The organism is uncultured Methanobrevibacter sp., from assembly GCF_937881195.1.
Classification (GTDB): Archaea; Methanobacteriota; Methanobacteria; order Methanobacteriales; family Methanobacteriaceae; genus Methanobinarius.
In genome coordinates, this window is sequence record NZ_CALGFC010000006.1 from 16939 (window position 1) to 41073 (window position 24135).

The window sequence follows — 24135 nt, forward strand, 5'->3', positions numbered from 1 at the left end:
TTATATTAATTAAATTATTTATAGTATTAAACTACTAAATTATTAAAGCACTGAATTATCTAAATAAATTAAATTAGTTAAATTATTATACCATTATTCATATTAATTAATTATCTAATTTATTATATTAACTAACTTATATTAAGTAAATTTAAAATTATTTAATTATTCAATTATTTCATTATTTTTTTCAATGTTTTAATTATTTATTCAATAAATAATTTTAGTTTATTATTTACTATAACAAATTAAAGTTTATTAAACTCTTTAATAAAAAATAATTAATTATTAATCTATCATAATTAGAATTAGGCAATTATTTAATTTCTATATTCCTTGATAGGAATTTCATGTTTTATTATAAATATTTTATAGATAATAAAAATTATAAAACATATTAAAAAACTTTTAAAATTGATAATATGACTGAAATATTAAAAGAATTAGGTTTTAGTAAGCAGAAGTGTGAGACATGTGGAAACGAATTTTGGTCTATTCCAAAGAGATCTACTTGTGGAGATGCACCATGTGATGAATATGAATTCATTGGTAACCCTGCAACTGATAAAGATTATGACCTATTTGAAATTCAAAAGTCTTTTAGGGAATTTTTTGAAAAAAATGGCCATACGCCTGTTTCTCGCTATCCGGTATTGGCAAAAAGATGGAGGGATGATGTATTTTTAGTTGGGGCTTCAATATATGATTTTCAGCCATGGGTAACATCTGGCCTAGTTGAACCTCCTGCTAATCCTCTTGTCATCGCTCAACCCTCTATTCGTCTAAATGATGTGGATAATGTGGGAAGAACTGGTAGACATATGACTTGTTTTACAATGGGTGCTCATCATGCTTTTAATAGCTTAGATAATGAAGTTTATTGGAAAGATAATACTGTTAAGCTTTGTCATGATTTTATTGTTAGTATTGGAATTGATTCTTCTGAAATTACTTTCATTGAATCTTGGTGGGAAGGTGGAGGAAATGCTGGACCTTGCTATGAAGTTTGTGTTCGTGGAGTAGAATTGGCAACTCTTGTTTTTATGCAATATAAGATACTTCCTAATGGGGATAAAGAGGAGATTCCTATTAAAACAGTTGATACGGGTTATGGTTTGGAACGTTTTGCATGGGTTAGTCAGGGAACTCCTACTGCTTATGATGCTTGCTTTGCTCCAGTTATAAATGAATTAAAAAATATTACAAATATCGATGTAGATGAAAATATTTTGGCGGAAAATGCCCAAATTGCAGGTATGATGGATATAGAAACATTTGCCGACATCCGTTCTCTTCGTGAAAAAGTAGCTAATAAGCTTAATATATCTATTGAAGAACTTCTTAAATCTGCCGAACCTATGGAAGCTATTTATATTATAGCTGATCACACTAGATGTCTAGCATTTATGTTGGCGGATGGTATTATTCCATCTAATGTTAAAGAAGGATATCTTGCAAGATTAGTTTTGCGTAGAACAATTAGGTTTATGAAAGAACTTAAAATGGATAATTCTCTCTCTTCTATTATGCAAATACAACTTAAATTTTTATCAAAGTTTTATCCTGAAATCAAAGAAAGTAATGATCATATTATGAATATTATCAATCTTGAAGAAGAAAGATATGCTAAGACTATTGATAAAGGTAATAGGGTTGTTAAAAGAACAATTAAAAATTTAAAGAAAAGTAATAAAGATTCAATGCCAGTAGAAATTTTAATAGATCTTTATGATGCTCATGGAATGCCTCCTGAAACTGTAAAAGAGATATCAGATGAAAATTATGGTGAAGATGAATTTAAAGTTGATATACCTGATAATTTCTTTACTTTAGTAGCTAATCAACATAGTGGGGAGAAATTTATCCTTGAATCTAAATTAGATATAGATTATCCTCCAACAGATCTTTTATTCTATGATAATTTTAATATTTCTATGTTTGAAGCGGAAATTTTAGATATTATTTGGGATGATAAGTTCAATGAAGATGAAAATTCTTTTAATGAAGAAGATTTGGATAAAAATCAGAATAAAGAAAAAGGGATGGAAAATAATGAAAATTCTGATTCTAAATTAAAACACCAAGTTTCTATTATACTTGATCAAACTGCTTTTTATCCAGAAGGGGGAGGCCAACCTTCTGATATTGGATATTTAACAATTAATGGAAAGCAAATGGAAGTTATTCATGCTGAAAAAATTGGCGATGTAGTTTTACATAAAATTAGTGTTGTTGATGATGTTAACTATTTCAAGAATAATTTAAATTTAATAGGAGAAAAAATTAACGGTAAAATTAATTGGAAAAGGAGAATAGCTCTTGCAAGAAATCACACTGCTACTCATCTAATAATTGCCGCTGCTAAAAAGGTTTTAGGTAATCATATATGGCAAGCTGGTGCTCAAAAAGGTATTAAAAGGTCTAGGCTTGATTTATCTCATTATAAACCTATAACTCAAAATGAAATTGATCAAATAGAAAAAATAGCTAACGAGTTAGTAATGGAAAATATCTCATTAGATATAACTTGGATGAGTAGGGATGAAGCTGAAAAGAAATATGGTTTTACTCTTTATCAGGGAGGAGTGGTTCCAGGTTCTTTAATAAGGGTTGTAAATATTCCTAAAATAGATGTTCAAGCCTGTGCAGGAACGCATGTCCCACAAACTGGTGAAATTGGTTTAATCAAAATTAATAAAACTGAAAGAATTCAGGATGGTGTTGAAAGAATTGATTTTTCAGCAGGAAATTCAGCGATTGAATCAATGCAAACTAATGATGAATTTTTAAGAGAAAGTAGTGATATATTTAAAGTAACTTCTGAACAACTTCCTAAAACATGTGAAAGGTTTTTCAATGAGTGGAAATCATATAAAAATGAATTAAATAAGCTAAAATCTGAAATTGCTAATCTTAAAATTAATAACTTGGCGGATAATTTAGAAGAGATTAATGGTTTAAATATATTGAAAGAAATAATTAATGGAGATATAAAAGAACTTCAGAAAATAGCTACTGATTTTACGGATAATGGAAAAGCTGATATTGTTATAATTGGAAATAATAATGGTAAAATTGTAGGGGCGGCTTCTAAAACAGCAATTGATAAAAATATAAAAATAAATGAAATAATCAAAAAATCTGCTACCATACTTGGTGGTGGTGGTGGTGGAAGACCTAACCTTGCTCAAGGAGCAGGTCCTAAATTTGATAAAATAGAAGAAGCTACTGAACTAGCTATTAAACTTGTTAATAATGAACTAGGATAATATTACATTTTTATTGTTTATTATAAAAATTAGGGATGATTTTTTGAAATCAAGAACAGTTGAAGAGATTAATTATAAAATATCTAATGGTGAAGCTAATATTTTCACAGCTCAAGATTTAAAAGAATTAGTTAGAAATGGAGAGGTTCCAGACTTTGAAGATGTTGATGTTGTAACTTGTGGTACTTGTGGCATAATGTCTGGTACTGCGGCAATATTTCACTTAGATATTTTCGAACCAGGAATTTTTAAGAAAGCTAAAAATATTTATTTAAATGGTGTTCAAGGATTCTCAGGGCCTTGTCCTAATGAATGGTTGGGTTCTATTGATACAATTGTTTATGGAACTACTCATAGTAGAGATAATTCTGAATACGGAGGGGGTTTTTTATTTAAAGACCTATTAGAGGGAAAAGAAATCGATATTGATTTAGAATCTATAGATGGTAAAAAATTTTCTTCTTCTATCACTATTGAAGATATTCCTAGGGCTGAAATTATTGGAACAAGAATGGCTTTTAAAAATTATACTGCTTTTATTAATCCCTCTAATGATAGTGTTTCATCAATATTTAATGCAATTCCTATGGAAGGAAATTTTAAATCTTTTTCTTTTTCTGGATGTGGGGAGATTAACCCTATTCAAAATGATCCAAATATGGATATCATTAAAAAAGGTACAAAAGTTTTACTTAATGGATCTGAAGGTATTGTATTGGGAAATGGAACAAGAAGCAATGATAATAAGCCTAATATGATGTTATCTGCAGATATGCATCAAATGGATTCTGAATATTTTGGAGGATTTAAAACTTCTGAAGGTCCTGAAATATTTGATTCTGTAGCATTACCTATCCCTATTCTCAACGAAAAAGTATTTTCAAATCTTTTAATTTTAAATAAAGATATAAATCTTCCTATAGCTGATATTAGGGGTAGACATTTACCTCTTTCTAATACAGATTATTCTCAGGTATGGGAAAGCTATGATGAAAGACCAACTTTTCATATGAACAAATGTATTGATTGTAGTAACTGTCTAGTTGAAGAACGTTGTCCTACATTCGCTTATAGTAATAAAAGAGGAAACAAAAATTTGGATACTCAATTATGTTTTGGTTGTGGGATGTGTTCTTATTCTTGTATTGGAGGAGCATTTGAAATGGATACGGGTGTTGTAAATACTATCATTGATGAAAATGAATATGCTATACCAATTTCATGTAGGCAATCAGATATAAAAAGAGCGAAGTCATTAACTAATAAATTAAAAGAGATGATTGAAAATAAAGAATTTATGCTTTAAGTTATATTTTAATTTATAAATTAATATATATTTATAATATCAAAATTTTATTTATAGATTAATATTAAAATTTTATTTTATAATTTAATTTATTAATTAATATATATTTTAATATCAAAATTTTATTTATAGTTTAATATTAAAATTTTATTTTATAATTTAATTTATAGCTTTCATTTTATAATCTAATTTATATTTTCATTCATTTTTTAAATAAATTTATATATTAATATTAATAAATAAAGAGGAATCAAATGAAACATAGTTTAATAATTGCAAGATATGGTGAATTGGGCCTTAAAAGCCCTAAAATAAGAAGTCGTTTTGAAAGAAAGCTTTCATCAAATATTAAAGCCTCTTTTAATTGTGAAATTGATATAAATCAAGCAAGAATATTCATTTTTCCAGAAAATTTTAATGAAGCTATATTTGAACTTAAAAAAATTTTTGGTATTGTATCATTTTCTCCAGCTATATCTACTTACAGCAATTTCCAAGATATTGAAAATACATTAAATATTTATGTTGATAACTTGGTTGAAGAAGGTTTAATATCTTCAGATACTCCTTTTGCAATTAGATGTAGGAGGGTGGGGGTTCATGATTTTTCTTCTCAGGAATTAGCAGCTTTTGCAGGTTCAGTTGTTGTTAAAAAACTTGGTTGCCCAGTTAATTTGACAAACCCTAAATTTGAGATTTTTATTGAAGTTCGTGATAATGAAACTTATATATTTCATGAAAAAATTAGGGGTCCGGGAGGTTTACCTCTTGGAACTCAAGGAAAATTAATTTCTCTTATATCTAGTGGAATTGATTCTCCTGTAGCAACTTATCTTATGATGAAAAGAGGATGTGAGATAATAGCTCTTCATTTTGATAATAATCCATATACAAAACCAAAATCTGAAGAAAAATTTGATTCTATTATTAAACAACTTAAATCATATTCAAAGGGAGTTAAATTTAGATCTAGGGTTGTTAATTACGGGGACTATCTTAAAAAGTGTAAAGATGATGCTCCAGAAAAAATGACGTGTATTCTTTGTAAATCGGGAATGTATAAGATTGCAGGCAAATTAGCTAAAGAAATGAACGCATTAGGAATTGTTGATGGTAGTAGTGTGGGTCAAGTAGCTTCTCAAACTCTCCCTAATATTCTTGCTACTAGGGAAGATGTTGATGTTCCTATTTTAAGTCCTTTAATTGGTATGGATAAAGTTGAAATAGAAAGAATAGCTAAAAAAATAGGGACATATGATATATCAAAAGAGGATGATGGGGGATGTAGTGCTGTTCCAAGATATCCTGAAACAAAGGCAGATATAAAAAGAGTTAGAAAAGCTAAAAATGATATTAATCAGGAAGAATTAATTAATGATACGTTTAATTCGATAATTTTTAAAAATTCTGAAGAATAGAAGTATTATTAATAATAAATAATTATAAAAATCATGATTATAAATTATTTTAGACAAAATATTTTTGATAATATATAAAATTATAATAAATAAATTATTCTAAATAACATATTTTAAATGAGATATTTTTGATAATATATAAAATTATAATAAATAAATTATTCTAAATAAAATAATTTTGATAAAAATAAGATTAATAAATTAAATATTTTATGTGGAGTTGGGTAAATGAAAATTACATTTGTTAATCCTCCACAAACAGCATCTAAATATAAATTTATGGGAGTTATTGCACCACCTTTGGGTCTTGCATATATGGCTGCTGTTTTAGAGGAAAATAATTTTTCGGTAAATATTATTGATGCTTCAGCATCTGATATGAGTTGGGAAGATTTTGAAAATAATTTAAAGGATTCCAATCCTGATATTATTGCCATTACTGCATTAACGCCAACTATAGAAAAAGCTTTGGAAACTGCTAGAATATCTAAAGAACTTTTTCCTAACAGTTTAATTGTCATGGGAGGGTATCATCCTACTTTTAACTATGAAGAACTATTAGAACATGATTTTATTGATATTATCATTCGTGGAGAAGGGGAATATACCATTTTGGATCTTGTCAGTACCATTGAAAAGGGTGAAGATCTTTCTAAAGTTAAAGGAATTGCTTTTAATAATATTATAACTCCAGATAGAGATTTAATCAACGATCTGGATTCTTTACCATATCCGGCAAGACATTTACTTCCTATGCAAGAATATAAACTTCTTAATATGGAAACTAGAATGTCTACAATGATAACTAGCAGGGGTTGCCCTATGCAATGTTCATTTTGTTCTTCAGCATCAATGCATGGATCTAAACTTCGTTTGAGGTCTGTTGAAAGCATCATCGAGGAAATAGAATATTTAATTAAAAATTTTAATATAGAAACAATTGCATTTATGGATGACACATTCACAATAAATAAAAAAAGAGTCATGGCTATTTGTGATGAAATAATAAAACGAGATATTGATGTCTTATGGGGCTGTACTGCAAGAGTAGATACATTAGATGAAGAAGTATTGAAAAAAATGAGGGAAGCAGGATGTATAACTTTATTCATGGGTGTTGAATCCGCAGAACAACAAATATTAGATAATGTTAATAAGAATACTACTATTAAAAAAATTAAAAATGCATTTAAAATTTGTAGAGAGGAAAAAATCCGAACTATAGCTTCTGTCGTGTTGGGGATGCCAGGAGATACTCATGAAAGTATAAATAAAACTGTGAATTTTGTAAAGGATTTAAAGCCTTCTTATGCTATTTTTTCTTTAGCAACTCCTTATCCTGGCACTAAATTTTACCAACAAGTTTTTGAAAACAACATGATTAAAGTGAAAGATTGGTCGAAATATACTTTAATTTCTCCAATAATTGATACTATTGAATGTTCTTTAGAAGATTTAAGAAAATATCAGACTATTGCTTTTTGTAAGTTTTATTTAAGGCCAACTTATCTTATACGTCAATTGATAATTGATGGTCCAATGCTTCTTAAAACAATTTGGGGAGTTTTTAGGCATGTTTTAAGTTAATTCATTGATTTATAATTAATTATTAAAAAATAGGTTTTTAAAATTATGAACTAAAATATTTTAATAATATTAAAAACTTATGTATTTAAAATTACTAATAATTTAGTAATAATACTAAAATGAATTAAAAAGAATAATTAGAATAATAAATATATATAATATGGATGTTAAATAAATAATATGTCTATAAATTTGTAGATAAATTATAGTTGACAATTTAATAATGAATTTAAATGATTTATTAATCCTAAGATAATTAATTAAATTATCTAAAATAGAAATTATCTAAAATATCAAATATTAGAATAATTAAAATCAATTTTTGAGGTAATATAATGAAAACAACTATTAGTGTAATAAAAGCAGATGTTGGAAGTATTTCTGGCCATTTAGTGGCTCATCCAGCTCTATTAGAAACTTGTGATGAAGTTTTAGGAAAAGCTCTTGAAGATGGGTTATTGGAAGATTATTATATAACTCGTTGTGGAGACGATATAGATATGATAATGACTCACAGAAATGGTGAGGAAAATGAAGAAGTCCATGAAACTGCATTTAATGCATTTATGAAAGCTACTGAATTAGCTAGAGAATTAAAATTATATGGTGCGGGACAAGACTTATTATCTGATACTTTTTCAGGTAACATTAAAGGTATGGGTCCGGGTGTAGCAGAAATGGAATTTAAAGAAAGACCAAGTGATCCGGTAATTGTTTTCTGTTGTGATAAAACCGAGCCAGGTGCATTTAATTTGCCATTATATAGGTTATTTGCAGATCCATTTAACACTGCGGGACTTACTATTGATCCAAGTATGCATGATGGATTTAAATTTGAAGTATTTGATGTAATTGAACATAGAAAAGTTATTATGAGTTGTCCTGAAGAATCATATGATTTACTTGCACTTTTAGGTTCAACTGGAAGATATGTAATTAAAAGAATCTTTAAAAAGAATGGTGAAATAGCTGCTAGTATGAGTACTGAAAGATTAAATCTAATGGCAGGATCTTATGTTGGTAAAGATGACCCAGCAGCTATTGTAAGGGCGCAATCTGGTTTTCCATCAGCTGGAGAAGTTGTTGAGCCATTTGCATTCCCTCATTTGGTAAGTGGATGGATGAGAGGTTCTCATAATGGGCCTTTAATGCCTACTGCTCAATATGATGCTAATCCTATTAGATTTGATGGTCCTCCAAGAGTTATTGGTTTAGGATTTTCAATTGCTGATGCAAAACTTGGAATGCCTGTAGATTTATTTGATGATCCTGCTTTTGATAGAACTAGACAACAAGCTTCTGATATTGCTGATTATATGAGAAGACATGGTCCATTTGAACCACACAGATTACCAAGTGAAGAAATGGAATATACTTCTCTTCCAGGTGTTTTAGAAAAATTAGAATCTCGTTTTGAAAAAATGGATTAATTTCCATTATTTTTTTATTTTTTAATATAGTTATTGTATAAAAATAGTATGTATTTAAATAATATTTTTTCTTATTTTTTATAAACATTATATATAACAACAATATTTTTTCTATTAATAATAAACTTTTATTAATAAATATTATTGAATTGGATATATTTTTATCTATTTTAATTTTCAAAAAATTTAAATTTATAATATTTTTTTAGATTATTTTTTATAATTTTACTTTTCTATCATTTTATATTCAAATAATTTCATGAATAATTCTTAAAGTATCAACTAGTCCGTGGCTATAGCTAATACATTCGAAAGAAGTTATTTGGTCTCCTTTTTTGAGGTAGTATTTACAATCTTCCATATAATCTTTTGCTCTAAGTTTCGCTTCTTCTTCTTTTTTAGAAAAATTTAGCCCCTCAATTTCTTTAAGATTATTTTCTAACTTATCAATGTCTTTTAATATTTTTTCTTCCCATTCTAGGTTTTCTATCATCTATATTCTCCGTAATGTTTCATATTTTTCATATTATTATTATTATTCTATATTCCGATTAATTAATAATGCATCAATTAATCCGTGTGCATATGTTATACATCCAAATGATGTTAATTCATCTTCTTTTTGAAGGTAGTAATTAGAATCTTTTTTATAGTTTTTTGCCCTTTTTATTATCTCTTTTTCTTCTTTGTTCAATTTTAAAGATTCTATTTTATCTAAACTTTCATCAAGTTTTTCGATATCACTTAAAATTCTATCGGTATTGTTCATTGTTCTACCTTCTAATTATTTTAATATTATTCTATAGTCTTCTTCTTTCATAACTTGTTTCTTTCCAGACATGATGAATTCTTTGCACAACTGTTATATATGAAAGGATAATCAGTAATATAATGGTCCAATTCATATAAATACCACCAAATATTCCTGCTATAAATGCACCTGCCATTAGAATAATAAGCCTAGTAGCTCTTTCAGCTATTCCTATATTACATTCAATTCCTTTTGCTTCGGCCCTTGCTCTTACATAACTTACAGTAATTGCTGAATGAATAGCTAAAATCCCAAATAACCATGATGTGTAGCCGCCCCAAACTATTCCTATAATTATTATTGCATCAGAAAACCTATCCATTGTAGAATCAAGAAAAGCTCCAAAATCTGATGTTTTGTCATGATATCTAGCTATTGCACCATCAAAAACATCAAAAACACCACTCAAGAGGATAAAAATTCCTCCAACCAGTAAATTTCCTGTTCCAAAAAATATTGCAGATATTATGGCAATTATGGGAGATATTAACGTTAATATATTTGGGTTTAAATTTATTCTTTTAGCAATAGGTTCAAGAATTTTTTTTAAAAGGGGTCTGAATCTTTCTAACATTGCTATAGTATATGAAAACAAATATTTATATAATTTTTTATAAAATAATGAAAAATTATTTATTTTATTAAATACAACAATTATTACATTACTATTGGATTAACCATTATCTATAAAATTAAAAAATATTAAAGATTAATGGATAATTTTTATTAATAATAATTAGAAACATAATTAAATTGCTAAAATCGATTTATGATTCTATAATGCGTTTTATCAATTTGAATAATATTTCTATATTATATTATTAGGATAATTTTTCATGGATAGAAATACATTATTTTTCAACAAAAATATTTTTTAATTTTATAGTACTATTTAATCAAATACTAGTATAATATTGATAGCAATAATAATCTTAAATAATAATAATTATTTAAAAAATAGTATTCTTAATTCTTTACATGTGATTTAAATGAAGATAGTTAAAATGGATAAAAACAACCCTGATTTTAATTTAATTAATGAGGCTATAGAAGTTTTAAGTTCTGGAGGAGTTGTGCTTTATCCTACTGATACAGTTTATGGTTTAGGTGCAAATATATTTGATGAAAAAGCTGTTGAAAAGGTTTATAATATTAAGAATAGGGACTATTTTAAACCATTATCTGTATGTGTTTCATCTGTCCCTGAGATTTCTTTAATTGCAGATACACCTTTAGACATAATCAATATTCTTAAAAAAAATTTACCTGGTCCATTCACTTTTATACTATATAAAAAGGATCCAATACTTGACTATGCTACTAAAAATCATAAAATTGGGATTAGAATTCCTGAAAGTATTATTTCAAGAAATTTAACAAAAAATTTTCCAATAACTACTACTAGTGCAAATTTATCTGGAAAAGAAACATTAAATAATCCTGATGATATTATCAAACAACTAAATAAAGGAATAGATTTTGTCATTGATGTGGGCATTTTAGAACAATCAAAACCTTCTACTGTAATAGATTTAACTAGGAAAAAACAAGATATATTAAGACAAGGTAAAGGCAACCTTTAAAGACTGAATTATTCTATATTATTATTAATCTTTCTAATATTCATTATTTATATTATTTTCTACCTTTTATTTTCTACCTTTTATTTTCTACCTTTTTTCTTTCTAATTTTTTAATTATTTTTTTAACTTTTTTATTTATTCTATTTTTATTTATTTTCTATTTTTTCATTAAATTTATAATAATTCAATCTAGTATAGTATTAATATTAGTATTAACAATATTAATATTATAAACTTTAAGAATTGATGTAATAAAATTCATTAATAATAAATTTATTATATAAGAAAATTAAGTTATAATAAGATGAATTATATAATTAAATTAATCTATAATAAAATGAATTATATGATATTAATTTTTAAAGCTTATAATAAAAGTAATTATATGATTAAATTGTGAAAATATGAAATCTCTAGCTAATTTAAGCAATCCTTCAAAAATTCAAACTAACTCTTCTTTAGACCTTATATTAGGAGGGGGGATTGAAAAAAGAAACATAACTCAATTTTATGGGCCTCCTGGATCTGGTAAAACCAACATATCTTTAAATATTGCAGTTCAAGTAGCGAAACAGGACAAAAAAGTAGCTTATATAGATACTGAGGGTGGAATCTCAATTGATAGGGTTAAACAATTGTCTAAAAACGATTTTAATGACGTGGCTAATAATATAATTGTTTTTGAGCCTAATTCATTCCAAGAACAATCAAATAATATAAAAACTATTGAATCACTTATTAGTTCTGAGCAAAATAATTTTGATTTAATAATAATAGATTCTGCAGTAGCACTATATCGTTTAAAAGAAGGAAAAAATTCTAATTTATTAAACATGGAATTAGGTACTCAGATGGGAGCTTTATCTAGAATGTCTCGTAAACACGATCTTGCTGTTGTTATAACTAATCAGATTTATTCGACATTTGAAGATGAAAACACTAGCACCGTTGTGCCTGTTGGTGGAACTATATTAAGATATTGGAGTAAAATAATTGTTGAACTTTCAAAATCAGATATAAATGGACAACGTATAGCTACTTTGAAAAGACATAAATCAATAGCAGAAGGTACAAATATTAAATTTTCTATTACAAACAATGGTATTGAATAATTTTGTATCCAAATATTTTTCTCAATTCTTTTTATTAGCTATTTTTTTATATTTATTTCATTAATTTAATATTCATTATACACTTTATCTCATTATTTTATTATTTTATATTATTAACCATTAGTTTTATAAGCCATTTTGAATATAATTAATTATGTTGTAAAATTATTTTATAACTATTATTTTTATTAAATGTTAATGTTTTGTGATAATATGATCCAACCAAAAAAATATGCAAAAGCTGCTAAAATACCTCCAAAAGGATTTAAATCAGCTAATGAATTTTTTGAACACGTTTTTAATGATAAAGAAATTATCTGGATGGGTCAAAATACTAATCATCTTCACAATGAGAATTATATAAGAGATGCAATGCTTAATTGTGTTGAAAGCAAAGAATATTGTAAATATCCTCCTCCTGAGGGATTTCCAGAATTGAAAAGATTAATTTTAAAAGATCTTAATCTAGAAAATATGGATATCTTAATAACTGCTGGAGGAACTGAATCATTATATCTTTGTATGAATGATATTTTGGAGCCAAAAGATAATGTTATAACTTGTGATCCAGGTTATCTTATTATTGACAACTTTGCGAGTAGATTTTCTAATAAAGTTATATCTGTTCCTATTTATAGTAGTGATAATGATTATAAGCTAACTCCTGAGCTTGTAAAAGAATATATGGATGAAAATACAAAGATAATTGTCCTTATAGATCCATTAAATCCTTTAGGTAGTTGCTATACAGAAGAAGAAATTAAAGAATTTGCAAAAATAGCTGTTGAAAATGATTTATATTTGTTACATGATATAACCTATAGGGATTTTGCACGTAAACATTTTTTAGCTGCTCATTATGCTCCTAATAATGCAATAACTATTTATAGCTTTTCAAAAATTTTTGGGATGGCTGGATTAAGAATTGGTTCAATTATAGGAACAAATGAAACAATTAGTTCTGTTAGGACAATTCTTATAAATGATTTGGGTACTAATTTGATTGCACAATCAGCTGCAATAGCTGCTTTAAAATCAAAAGATAAATGGATTGAAGAAATTACAAGCACTACTCGAAATAATCAAATTTTAATTAAGAAGTGTGTAGATGATATAAAAGGTGTTTTTATTCCTGTATATCCTTCAGATGGTAATATGTTAGCTATTGATCTTAAAGCTACTGGAATAAATCCTAAAAAAATGGCAGATTACCTTTTAAATAAAAAAATATTCACAAGACAAGGTAACTATACAAGTAAGCTATTTGGGGATAATTATCTTAGAGTTAGTTTTTCAATTCCTGAAGAACAAGTTAAAATTTTTGTAAGAGAATTTAAAATTGCTGTAGAAGAATTAAGAAAATAACTTAATTCTTCAGTTTTTATTATAATATTTTTTTATTTTTTATATTTCATTATTATATATATTATCTCTAATTTTTGGATATTTTTATTCTTAAATATTTATTTTAATATATAATATCCTCATTTTTATTCCCAATTTATTTATTCTTTTTTTATTTTAATATATGTATATTAATTTTTATTTTTATACTTTTTCAACTATTTCTTTGAAAATATTATCATTTATTATATTCCCATTTTCACTAGTTTCTTTAACTATTTTAAGGATTTCTGGAATTTTATTTTCTTTCATTTTTATTCCAAATTGGTTCAATTTTGATTTTATAGCTTTTGATCCTGAATGTTTCCCTAAAACAAGATTTCTTTCTTGTCCAACAATTGATGGAGAAAAAGGTTCATAAGTAAATGGATTTTTTATTACTCCATCTACATGTATTCCTGATTCATGTTTAAATATGTTTTTACCAACAATAGGTTTATTATCTGGTATATTTACTTTTGTATATAATTCTACAGTTTCAGATATTTCTTTTATTATTTCTGTATTAAATCCAAGATCTATTCCATATAAAATTTTCAAAGACATTATTAATTCTTCTAGAGGAGTATTTCCAGCTCTTTCTCCTATTCCATTTATTGTAGTTTCAACAATATTTGCCCCAGCTAATAATCCTGCAATTGCATTTTGTTGAGCCATACCAAAATCATTATGGCAATGGAGATTTATATCAACTCTGATTTCTTTTCTCAATTCTTTTACTAAATATTCCATTCCTTGGGGAGTTATAACTCCAACTGTATCTGCGATATGTACTCTATCAACTTTTCTATTTTGTGCTTCTTTATAAATTTCTTTCAGGAAGTTTAATTCTGTTCTTGTTGCATCTTCTGCTGAAAATCCTACATATAAACCATGATCCTTTGCATAATCTATGACATCCATACTTTTCATTAAAGCTTCTTTTTGAGTTAATCTTTTATTTTTTAAATTTATTTCTGAAGTTCCAATGAATATTATTGTCCCATCTACTCCACAATCTAAACTCGCATCTATATCTTCCTTTTTAGCACGCGATAATGTTATTATTTTTGAATTCAAATTTTCATTAACAATTTTTTTAATTGAGTTTTTTTCTTTTTCTGAAACAAGTGGGAATCCTGCTTCAATTTGGGGTATTTTTAGTTTATCAAGCATTATAGCAATATCTAACTTTTCAAATTCACTTAAACTAACTCCAGGGGTTTGTTCTCCATCTCTAAGAGTTGTATCACATATTTTTATATTTTTTGGAAATTTACATTTCGCTTTCTTATTATAATGACTAATATAATCTTTCATTTATACACCTTTTTAATTTTATTTTTTATTAATAAATTTCATTTTTCATTGTTAATTATTTTTTTATAATTTTAATTTTTTGCTTATTTTGCTTGAATCAGCTTTAAAATACTTTTTTTGATTATAAATTATTTATTAAATACTTGATTTTTGTTATTAAATACTTGACTTTTGTTATTTTGATTTTAATATAATTTTTGTCTCTTATGTTTTCTTTTTTTAGATTTTTTTTAAATTATTGCATATTTTAACATATAATTATATTTTCTGAACAGTTGAATAATGTATTAATCTAAATATTGGACTTTGTCATAATATTTTTTATTTTATCTTTGCATTGTTAGCACAATCTTTATATATGATGAACTACAATATAAAGTTGTCGGAAGACGGAAACCGTTTTCCTAGTATTAATTTATTTATCATTAATTAACATAAATTTTAAAATTATTAAAAATTTTGTTTATTTGGATTAAATAATTAATATAGTTTAAATTTGTATTTGGATCTTTAAATATCAATTTTGTTTTTTAAAAACAGATTTAAAGGCCCTATTTTAAAAATAAAATATTTAAATAAATATTTGTAATATAATCTATGTATTAAAATTAAATATTAAAAATAAAGTTAAATAAGGAAGAATAAGATGGTAAGAAAAATTGCAATCTATGGAAAAGGTGGAATTGGTAAATCAACTACAACTCAAAATACTGCTGCTGCTATGGCACATTTTCATGATAAAAAAGTAATGATTCATGGATGTGATCCAAAAGCAGATAGTACTCGTATGATTCTTAGGGGTAAAATGCAAAAAACTCTTATGGATACTCTTAGAGATGAAGGCGAAGAAGCATGTATGGATCTTGACAATGTCATGAGTGTAGGTTTTGGAGATATTAAATGTGTTGAATCTGGTGGTCCTGAACCTGGTGTAGGTTGTGCAGGAAGAGGGGTTATTACAGCTATAAACATGATGGAAATGCTTAAAGTTTATGAAGATAACTTAGACTATGTTTTCTATGATGTCCTTGGGGATGTTGTTTGTGGTGGTTTTGCAATGCCTATTCGTGATGGTAAAGCCGAAGAGATTTATGTTGTTGCTTCTGGTGAAATGATGGCATTATATGCAGCTAACAACCTTTGTAAAGGTATGGTAAAATATGCTAATCAAAGTGGTGTTCGTTTAGGTGGAATTATCTGTAATAGTCGTAATGTTGATGGTGAAAAAGAACTCATTGAAGAATTTTGTAAAAGAATCGGAACTCAAATGATTCATTTTGTACCAAGAGATAATATTGTACAGAAAGCAGAATTCAATAAAAAAACTGTCACTGATTTTGATGATGAATGTAATCAAGCTAATGAGTATAAAACTTTAGCTGGTAAGATTATTAATAATGACAACTTTGTTATACCTGATCCTTTAAAAATGGAAGAATTAGAAGATTTAGTTGTAGAATTTGGAATTTTAGATTAATAAGATTATTAAATTAATAAGATTATCGATGAACTAAATAATATAAATAAGTTTAATTAAAAGTTAATAAATCAAATAAATTAAAATAAATTACTAAATATATAAATAACTTGAAATAAACTATTAAATATATAAATAACTTGAAATAAATTATTAAATATATAAATAAATTAAAATAAATTAGTAAACAGATAAATAGATTAAATAAATTAATTATTAAACCATAAAAATTAATTAAAAGGTTGGAATTGTTAAAAAATTGATTATAAGAAATTATCTTTAAATATTTATTTTTTTTAATTTAAAATTAGGAGAGTATTAAATGAAAATGATTCGAGCCATTATAAGGCCTGAAAGAATTGAGCAAACAGTAGATGCTTTAGATGAAGCAGGATTTATTGCTCTTACAAAGATTGATGTCATAGGTAGAGGTAAGCAAAAAGGAATTCATCAAGATAATATTAGCTATGATGAGCTACCTAAGAGACTAATAATGTTGGTTGTAGAAGATGAATCTGTAGATCAGGCTATAGATGTAATAACAGAATCTGCTGTTACTGGAAATTTTGGTGACGGTAAAATATTCGTAAGTCCTGTTGAAAAAACTTATACTGTAAGAACTAGATCTGAAGGTTTATAAATCAGATCTCATTAATTTACTTTATTGGTTAAATCTATCTTGATTAAATCTCTTTAATAGTCTCTATTTCCATATTTTCATAATTATTTTCAATTTAATTTTTTTAGTGTAGCAAGTGTTTAGGACTAAGTAAATAGTTATTGAAGATTATTAATTCAAGAATTTAATTCATTATAAAGTCATATTATAAAGTCATATTATTTTTATAAATTATTATCAATTGATTACTAAAATTGAAATTAAAATTATTAAAATTTTTATTATTATTAAAAAATGTTGAAGTCATATTATTAAATTAAAATTATTAAGTCATATTAATTGCAAGGTTATTCATATGAAAGAGATATTAGCTATTATTAGGCCAGGAATGATTTCTAAGACAAAACAGGTCTTAGATGCATTAGGTTATCCTTCTTTAACAGCTACAAGTGTTGTGGGTAGAGGAAAACAAAAATCATTTATTGATGAAGTTAAAGTTATTAAAAATAATGAGGAACTGCATTCTTACAATGATCATATGCGATATGTTCCAAAAAGATTGTTAATGCTTGTAGTTCCAGATGAAGATGTAAATTTAGTTGTAGAAGCGCTAATGAAAGTCAATCATACTGGAAACTATGGGGACGGCAAAATTTTTATTTGTCCAATTGAAAATTCTGTAAGAGTAAGAAACAAGGAGGAAGGATTAGAAGCAATACTTTAATCACCAAACTTTAGCTATATAAAATATTTTGAAATAGCTATATAGATATTAGGAAATAAATATTCGAAAAATAAATATTTGGTAGGTTATAGAAGATATTAGGAGATTATTAATGCCACATAAACTATTTGAAGTAAATAAAGATATACCTGAAAGAGAAAAACATATTTACATAAAGCATTGCTCTGATCAGGATAGTGAGATAGATTGTAACAAAAGCACAATACCTGGGTGTATGACTGAACGTGGTTGTGCTCTTGCAGGGGGTAGAGGAGTTATTACTGGGGCTGTAAAAGATGTAATAGGTCTTGTGCATGGTCCTGTAGGTTGTCAATATTATACTACTGGAACAAAAAGATATCCTTCAAAACCAGAACTTCCAAATGGGGAAACATTCCCAATTGATAATTTTAATTTAAAATATAGTTTTGGAACAGATTTGAAAGAAGCAAATGTTGTTTTTGGAGGAACAAAAAAATTAAAAGAAACTATTATTGAGTCTAATAAAGAATATCCCTATGCTTCAGCTATTTATGTTAACAGTACATGTACTACTGGATTAATAGGGGATGATGTTGATGCTGTTTGTAAAGAAATGAGTGAAGAATTAGGTAAGGATGTTGTAGCATTCAATACACCTGGTTTTTCTGGAGTATCTCAATCAAAAGGCCATCATGTAACAAATGATGCTGTTTTTGATCGTTTAGTTGGTACAAAAGAACCACCTAAAACCACTGGCTATGATATTTGTTTAATTGGGGAATATAATATAGATGGTGATATGTGGGTTCTTGAAAAATATTTAACTGAAATGGGTTTAAATATTTTGTCACGATTTAGTGGTGATTCAAGCCATGATGAATTATGTTGGATGCATAGATCTAAATTGAATCTTGTTAGATGTCAGAGATCTGCAACTTATATAGCTGATTTAATAGAACAAAAATATGGGGTTCCTTATAAAAACGTTGATTTCTTTAGTACTGAATATTGTAGCGATAATTTACGTATGTTGGGTAGATATTTTGGTTTAGAAAAAGAAGCTGAAGCGGTTATTGAAAAATATCATGGTGAAGTTAAAGAAGAATTAAAATGGTATAAAGAACAATTAACTGGTAAAAAGATTTATATTTTTTCTGGAGGACCAAAAAGTTGGCATTTATCTATTCCTTTAGAAAAAGAGTTAGGTTTAGATATTATTGCTGTTGCATCAGAATTTGAACATTCCGATGGATATGATAAAATGAAAGCGAGAGTTAAAGATGGAACAGCTATTTTAGATGATCCTAACAGTTTGGAGTTAGAAGAATTAATTTCAATTAATAAACCTGATTTGATTCTTGCAGGTATTAAAGAGAAATATTTGGTTTATAAATATGGTATACCTTCAATACAAATACATAGTTATGAAAACGGACCTTATATAGGATATGAAGGATTTCTTAACTTAGCTAAGGATATATATAATAATATTAATGCTCCTGTATGGGATTTAATGGAGTTTTGAATTGAGTGAATTGGAAGTGAATAAAAATGAGTGTTAATGTATACAAAAGGGATAGGCAAGTAATAATAGATCCACTTGTCACATGTATGCCCCTCGGAGCAATGTGGGCTATTCTTGGAATAAACCATGGAATGCCATTAGTACAAGGATCTCAAGGTTGTAGTACTTTTGCAAGGTATCATCTTGCAAGACATTTTCGTGAACCTATTGAAATAGCTGTTAGTAGTTTTCATGAATCAACAGCTGTTTTTGGGGGGAAGAAAAACTTAAGTATGAGTCTTAAAACTCTTATACAAAGACAAGATCCTGAACTTATAGGAGTTATAACAACATGTAGTTCAGAGATTATTGGGGATGATGTCTATGGATTTGTAGATTCAAACAAACAAGAATTGAAAGAGTTAGGATATGATAATACTGAAATTATACCAATAAATACTCCTTCTTTTGCGGGTAGTCATTTTGCTGGTTATGATGTAGCTATTGATTCATTAATTAAAAATTTAGCTGTCCCTAATGATAATATTGAAAATGATAATAATAATAATATTAATATTATACCTGGTTTATTGAATCCTGGTGATGTTAATGAAATAAAACATATGTTGGATTCAATGTATGTTCCTTACACCATGTTGACTGATATTTCAGAAACATTTAATTCTCCTTTAAATCCAAAAAAACAAGAAACTCCATATTTTGGAAAAGGTGGAACTACAGTTAATGAAATGAAAAATGTATCTGCAAGTAGTGGTACTGTAAGTATAGCTAAATATGCTAAAACAGGAGCTGAAACATTAGAACAAACACATAAAGTCCCTGCTGTAACAGATAATTTGCCTCCGATTGGTATTAAAGGAACTGATGAATTCCTTAAGACTGTGAATAAATTATCTGGATATGAAATTATTGATACTTTAATGACTGAGAGAGGTTTAACATTAGATTTAATGGCTGATGTGAGTGCAAGGTACTTGGCAGGAAGAAAAGCAGTGATATTTGGTGATCCTACACTTGTAACTGGATTAGCATCTTTAATAATGGAACTAGGAATGGAAGTTGTAATGGTAACTACTGGATCCGAAGAAAAAACATTCCCAACAGATATTGAAAGTATAAGTAAAAATCAAAGTATAGATGTATTTCAAGAAGGAGATTTGAAAGTAGTAGAAGATTATGTAAAGGATAAAGATAATGGAGTAGAACTAATATTGGGTTCAAGTGAAGCTAGATTTATAAATTATGATACTGGAATTCCATTAGTACGTTTCGGATTCCCAGTTTATGATAGGGTAGGATATCATTCACAACCAATTGTGGGATATCGTGGTGCTAAGCGTGTCATTGAAATGATAACTAATGAAGTTTTATCAAAATATTATGAAGAAAAACATTGGAAATTACAACAATAATAATATAAAAATTATAAATTAGTATAAAAATTACGGTAATAATGGAGATATTAGATTATGGAAAGACAAGATTGTGTGGAGCCTATAATTGACACATTTAAGGAACGTCAAAGCCATATGTGTATTAAAGGTGGAGGACTTTCTCTTCCGGAGTGTGATAAGCCAGGAATTCCTGGAACTGTTACACAAAGAACCTGTGTATTTGGAGGAGCAAGAATTGTGCTCATGCCAATAACAGATTCAATACATCTTGTACATGGTCCAATTGGATGTGCATCTTGTACATGGGATATAAGAGGAAGTAAATCTTCGGATTCAAAATTATACAAAAAAGGATGTTCCTCTGATTTAAGAGAAAAAGACATAGTTTTTGGTGGTGAAAGAAAGCTATATGATTCAATAATAGAACTTCACAAGTTACACGAGCCAGGAGCTATTTTTGTTTATGCAACTTGTGTTTCTGGTGTTATTGGTGATGATATTACTAGTGTATGTAAAGAAGCTGAAAAAAATACTGGTTGTAGAGTTATACCTGTACAATCTGAAGGTTTTCAAGATCATAATAAAACAAAAGGCCATTGGATTGGTTGTGATGCATTAATTGATAATGTTATAGGAACTTCAGAACCCGATTCTGATTCAATCACTCCATTTGATATTAATATTATTGGGGAATTTAATGTAGCTGGTGATTTGTGGGGTATTAAACCTTTATTAGAATACTTGGGTCTAAATATTATAAGTACTGTGACTGGTGATTCTAAAATTGAAGATATAGCTAAATCTCATAGGGCAAAGTTGAATATCGTACAATGCCAAAAATCTTCAAATTATTTGGCTAAAAAAATGGAAAAAAAATATGGGATTCCATCAATCAAAGTTAATTTCTTTGGAATTAAAAGTACCATTAGTTCAATAACTGAAATTGCAGAATTCTTTGATGATGATGAAATGAAAGCCAGGGCAAATAATCTTATTGAAAACGGATTAAAATCTTTAGATAATAAATTAGAAGAGTATAGGGAAAGATTAAATGGAAAAACAGTTGCTTTGTATGTTGGGGGAAATAAAGCATGGTCATTAGTTAGGGCATTTGAAGAATTAGGCATGGAAGTTATAATGTCTGGAACAAAAAATGGAATAAAAGAGGACTATGAAAACATTAAGAGTACTGTTAAAGAAGGAACATTAATTGTAGATGATGCTAATTCTAATGAGCTTAAAAAATTATTAAAAAAATTTAAGCCAGATTTACTTATTTCCGGAGCTAAAGAGAAATATATTGCATTAAAATTAGGAATTGGATTTTGTGACTTTAATCATGATCGTATTTCAGCTTTTGCAGGATTTAAGGGATTTTTAGAATTTGCAAAAGAAGTAGATGGAGCAGTTTCAACATCTGTTTGGAATACTGTATCTAGAAATATAGATGATGAATAGAAAATTTATATGATGGATATAAAATTTACATGATGGATATAAAATTTAAAAATTATTTAACATTTTTTAATTTATCATTTAAATTTAAAAATTATTTTGAAATAATTTAATAATTTTAATCAAATATTTAGTTTATTAATTTAGTAGTTTATTAATTTAGTATTTTATTAATTTAGTATTTTATTAATTTAATATTTTATTAATTTAGTATTTTATTAATTTAGCTTAAAAATTAATTTTAAAATTTAAATAAAAGGTGAAATTACTTAGATATGGGGAGATATCTTAATGAATGAAAATATGGATTGTTGTGGAGATTTTGAAGAAAATAAATATGTTAGTGATAAAAAATTTGCGGTTGAAAACCCTGCGAGAATGTGTCAACCTATGGGTGCTTTGCAAGCTATTATGGGATTAAAAAATGCAATGCCTCTTATACATGGTTCTCAAGGTTGTGCTACATATATGAGGTTTCAATTGATTAGACATTTTAGAGAACCTATAGAAGTTTCATCTTCAGCACTTAATGAAAAAACAGTTATCTATGGCGGAGAAAACAATTTATTAAATGCACTTAAAAATGTTTCTGAAAAGCAAGATCCTGAAATTATTTGTATAATGAGTAGTTGTCTTACGGAAACTATTGGGGATGATATTGAAGGAATAATAAGTAAATTTGAGGATGCAAATATTGGAATGAAATTACCAGAACTGGTTTCAGTTTCAACTCCTAGTTTCTCTGGTTCTCACATTGAAGGTTATGATAAAGCAGTTTTTGAACTTGTAAGGCATTTAGGTAGGCCTAACGTTCCAAATAATAAAATTAATCTCATCATGGGTAATTTATCTCCTGGTGATGTTAGTGAGGTTAAAAAATTAATGGAAGATTTAAATGTTTCAAGTATAATTTTAACTGATACTTCTTTAAATCTTGATGCTCCTTTAGAAGAAGATACATTAGATTTACATAAATATGGAACAACAATTAAAGAAATTGAAGATACTCCCAACTCTAAAGCAACTATATCCTTATCTAAACATGTAGACTCAGCAGGAAAATTCCTTGAAAAAAATTTTGATGTTAAATGTTTTTCAGAAAATTTGCCTGTTGGAATTAAAAACACAGATAAATTTGTAAAAAATATATGTGAAGCGATGAATATTGAAGTTCCTAAAAAAGTCGAAAGAGATAGAGGAAGACTTTGTGATGTTTTAGTTGATGCTCATTCATATAATTATCGAAAAAAAGTAGCTATATTTGGTGATCCTGATATGGTTATTGGAATAGCTAATTTTGTTAGCGAAATGGGTATGCTTCCTGAAGTTTTATGTATTGGCATGAAAAGTGAAAGATTCCTTGATGATGTTAAAAAACTTTCAAAAGAAATTAATTATAATCCAATAATTTTAGAAGATAGTGACTTATTTGATTTAGAAAATGTTTTAGATGATCATAAAGTTGATATATTATTTGGAAATGCTTATGGTGCATCTATAGCTGATAAAAATAATATTCCTCTATATAGAGTAGGTTTCCCTATTTTTGATAGAATCGGTGCTCAAAGAATTTCTCTTTTAGGATATACTGGTGGGATAAAATTTGTGGATGAAGTAACTAACATGATAATTGATTATTATTATGACTTTGAAGGGTATAAATTAGATGAAGAAGAGGAGATTATTTTTGAAGATAATCCTATTAAGGAGAAAAATGTTTAATAATTGATTATATAAATA

Annotated in this window: 19 protein-coding genes; 15 read left to right on the forward strand and 4 right to left on the reverse strand. The window is 27.0% G+C overall.

Annotated features, from left to right (window positions below; all coding sequences use genetic code 11):
- Positions 1-422 precede the first annotated feature (422 nt).
- From alaS to fbp, 5 genes are all read left to right on the forward strand, one after another.
- Positions 423-3269, forward strand: coding sequence for an alanine--tRNA ligase (alaS, locus tag Q0087_RS00510; protein ID WP_297897137.1), 2847 nt, complete (start codon positions 423-425; stop codon positions 3267-3269).
- A 43-nt stretch (positions 3270-3312) separates the two neighbouring features.
- Positions 3313-4575, forward strand: a complete 1263-nt coding sequence (locus tag Q0087_RS00515; protein ID WP_297897141.1) for a methanogenesis marker 16 metalloprotein — start codon at positions 3313-3315, stop codon at positions 4573-4575.
- 254 nt (positions 4576-4829) lie between these two features.
- Positions 4830-5993 carry a tRNA uracil 4-sulfurtransferase ThiI gene (gene thiI / locus Q0087_RS00520; RefSeq protein ID WP_297897144.1) on the forward strand — a complete coding sequence of 388 codons (1164 nt, stop codon included), beginning with the start codon at positions 4830-4832 and terminating at the stop codon, positions 5991-5993.
- Positions 5994-6221: 228 nt separating this feature from the next.
- A complete protein-coding gene (locus tag Q0087_RS00525; protein ID WP_297897146.1) occupies positions 6222-7580 on the forward strand; it encodes a B12-binding domain-containing radical SAM protein in 1359 nt (452 codons plus the stop codon).
- Positions 7581-7915: 335 nt separating this feature from the next.
- The gene (gene fbp / locus Q0087_RS00530; RefSeq protein WP_297897147.1) at positions 7916-9010 is read left to right on the forward strand and encodes a fructose-1,6-bisphosphate aldolase/phosphatase; all 1095 of its coding nucleotides are present in this window, start codon (positions 7916-7918) and stop codon (positions 9008-9010) included.
- 247 nt (positions 9011-9257) lie between these two features.
- Here fbp and Q0087_RS00535 read toward each other — a convergent pair whose 3' ends face one another.
- From Q0087_RS00535 to pgsA, 3 genes are read right to left on the reverse strand one after another with little or no spacing between them, the layout of a single operon-like run.
- A complete protein-coding gene (locus tag Q0087_RS00535; RefSeq protein ID WP_297897150.1) occupies positions 9258-9503 on the reverse strand; it encodes a DUF357 domain-containing protein in 246 nt (81 codons plus the stop codon).
- A 42-nt stretch (positions 9504-9545) separates the two neighbouring features.
- The gene (locus Q0087_RS00540) at positions 9546-9779 is read right to left on the reverse strand and encodes a DUF357 domain-containing protein (RefSeq protein ID WP_297897156.1); all 234 of its coding nucleotides are present in this window, start codon (positions 9777-9779) and stop codon (positions 9546-9548) included.
- A 31-nt stretch (positions 9780-9810) separates the two neighbouring features.
- Positions 9811-10395 carry an archaetidylinositol phosphate synthase gene (pgsA, locus tag Q0087_RS00545; protein ID WP_297897328.1) on the reverse strand — a complete coding sequence of 195 codons (585 nt, stop codon included), beginning with the start codon at positions 10393-10395 and terminating at the stop codon, positions 9811-9813.
- Between the two features lie 415 nt (positions 10396-10810).
- On the opposite strand from pgsA, the gene Q0087_RS00550 reads away from it, so the two are divergent.
- The 3 genes from Q0087_RS00550 to Q0087_RS00560 all read left to right on the forward strand — a co-directional run bounded on the left by Q0087_RS00550 (position 10811) and on the right by Q0087_RS00560 (position 13881).
- Positions 10811-11404 carry an L-threonylcarbamoyladenylate synthase gene (locus Q0087_RS00550; protein WP_297897162.1) on the forward strand — a complete coding sequence of 198 codons (594 nt, stop codon included), beginning with the start codon at positions 10811-10813 and terminating at the stop codon, positions 11402-11404.
- Between the two features lie 404 nt (positions 11405-11808).
- Complete coding sequence (radB, locus tag Q0087_RS00555; protein ID WP_297897168.1) at positions 11809-12516, forward strand: DNA repair and recombination protein RadB; 708 nt, start codon at positions 11809-11811, stop codon at positions 12514-12516.
- A gap of 213 nt (positions 12517-12729) precedes the next feature.
- Positions 12730-13881, forward strand: coding sequence for a pyridoxal phosphate-dependent aminotransferase (locus Q0087_RS00560; protein WP_297897172.1), 1152 nt, complete (start codon positions 12730-12732; stop codon positions 13879-13881).
- A 183-nt stretch (positions 13882-14064) separates the two neighbouring features.
- Here Q0087_RS00560 and Q0087_RS00565 read toward each other — a convergent pair whose 3' ends face one another.
- Positions 14065-15219, reverse strand: a complete 1155-nt coding sequence (locus Q0087_RS00565) for a homocitrate synthase family protein (RefSeq protein ID WP_297897176.1) — start codon at positions 15217-15219, stop codon at positions 14065-14067.
- Between the two features lie 646 nt (positions 15220-15865).
- Here Q0087_RS00565 and nifH point away from each other — a divergent pair.
- The 7 genes from nifH (at position 15866) to Q0087_RS00600 (ending at position 24117) form a co-directional block, all read left to right on the forward strand.
- Positions 15866-16696: a nitrogenase iron protein gene (gene nifH / locus Q0087_RS00570; protein WP_297897178.1), complete on the forward strand. Its 831-nt coding sequence runs from the start codon at positions 15866-15868 to the stop codon at positions 16694-16696.
- A 322-nt stretch (positions 16697-17018) separates the two neighbouring features.
- The gene (locus tag Q0087_RS00575) at positions 17019-17336 is read left to right on the forward strand and encodes a P-II family nitrogen regulator (protein WP_297897181.1); all 318 of its coding nucleotides are present in this window, start codon (positions 17019-17021) and stop codon (positions 17334-17336) included.
- A 334-nt stretch (positions 17337-17670) separates the two neighbouring features.
- Positions 17671-18039 carry a P-II family nitrogen regulator gene (locus Q0087_RS00580; protein WP_297897184.1) on the forward strand — a complete coding sequence of 123 codons (369 nt, stop codon included), beginning with the start codon at positions 17671-17673 and terminating at the stop codon, positions 18037-18039.
- A gap of 112 nt (positions 18040-18151) precedes the next feature.
- A complete protein-coding gene (locus tag Q0087_RS00585) occupies positions 18152-19546 on the forward strand; it encodes a nitrogenase subunit alpha (RefSeq protein ID WP_297897187.1) in 1395 nt (464 codons plus the stop codon).
- 26 nt (positions 19547-19572) lie between these two features.
- Positions 19573-20958 (forward strand): nitrogenase component 1, encoded by a 1386-nt coding sequence (locus Q0087_RS00590; protein ID WP_297897191.1) that lies wholly within the window; start codon positions 19573-19575, stop codon positions 20956-20958.
- Positions 20959-21015: 57 nt separating this feature from the next.
- Positions 21016-22398 (forward strand): nitrogenase iron-molybdenum cofactor biosynthesis protein NifE, encoded by a 1383-nt coding sequence (gene nifE / locus Q0087_RS00595; RefSeq protein ID WP_297897194.1) that lies wholly within the window; start codon positions 21016-21018, stop codon positions 22396-22398.
- A gap of 288 nt (positions 22399-22686) precedes the next feature.
- Positions 22687-24117 carry a nitrogenase component 1 gene (locus Q0087_RS00600; protein WP_297897198.1) on the forward strand — a complete coding sequence of 477 codons (1431 nt, stop codon included), beginning with the start codon at positions 22687-22689 and terminating at the stop codon, positions 24115-24117.
- Positions 24118-24135 lie beyond the last annotated feature (18 nt).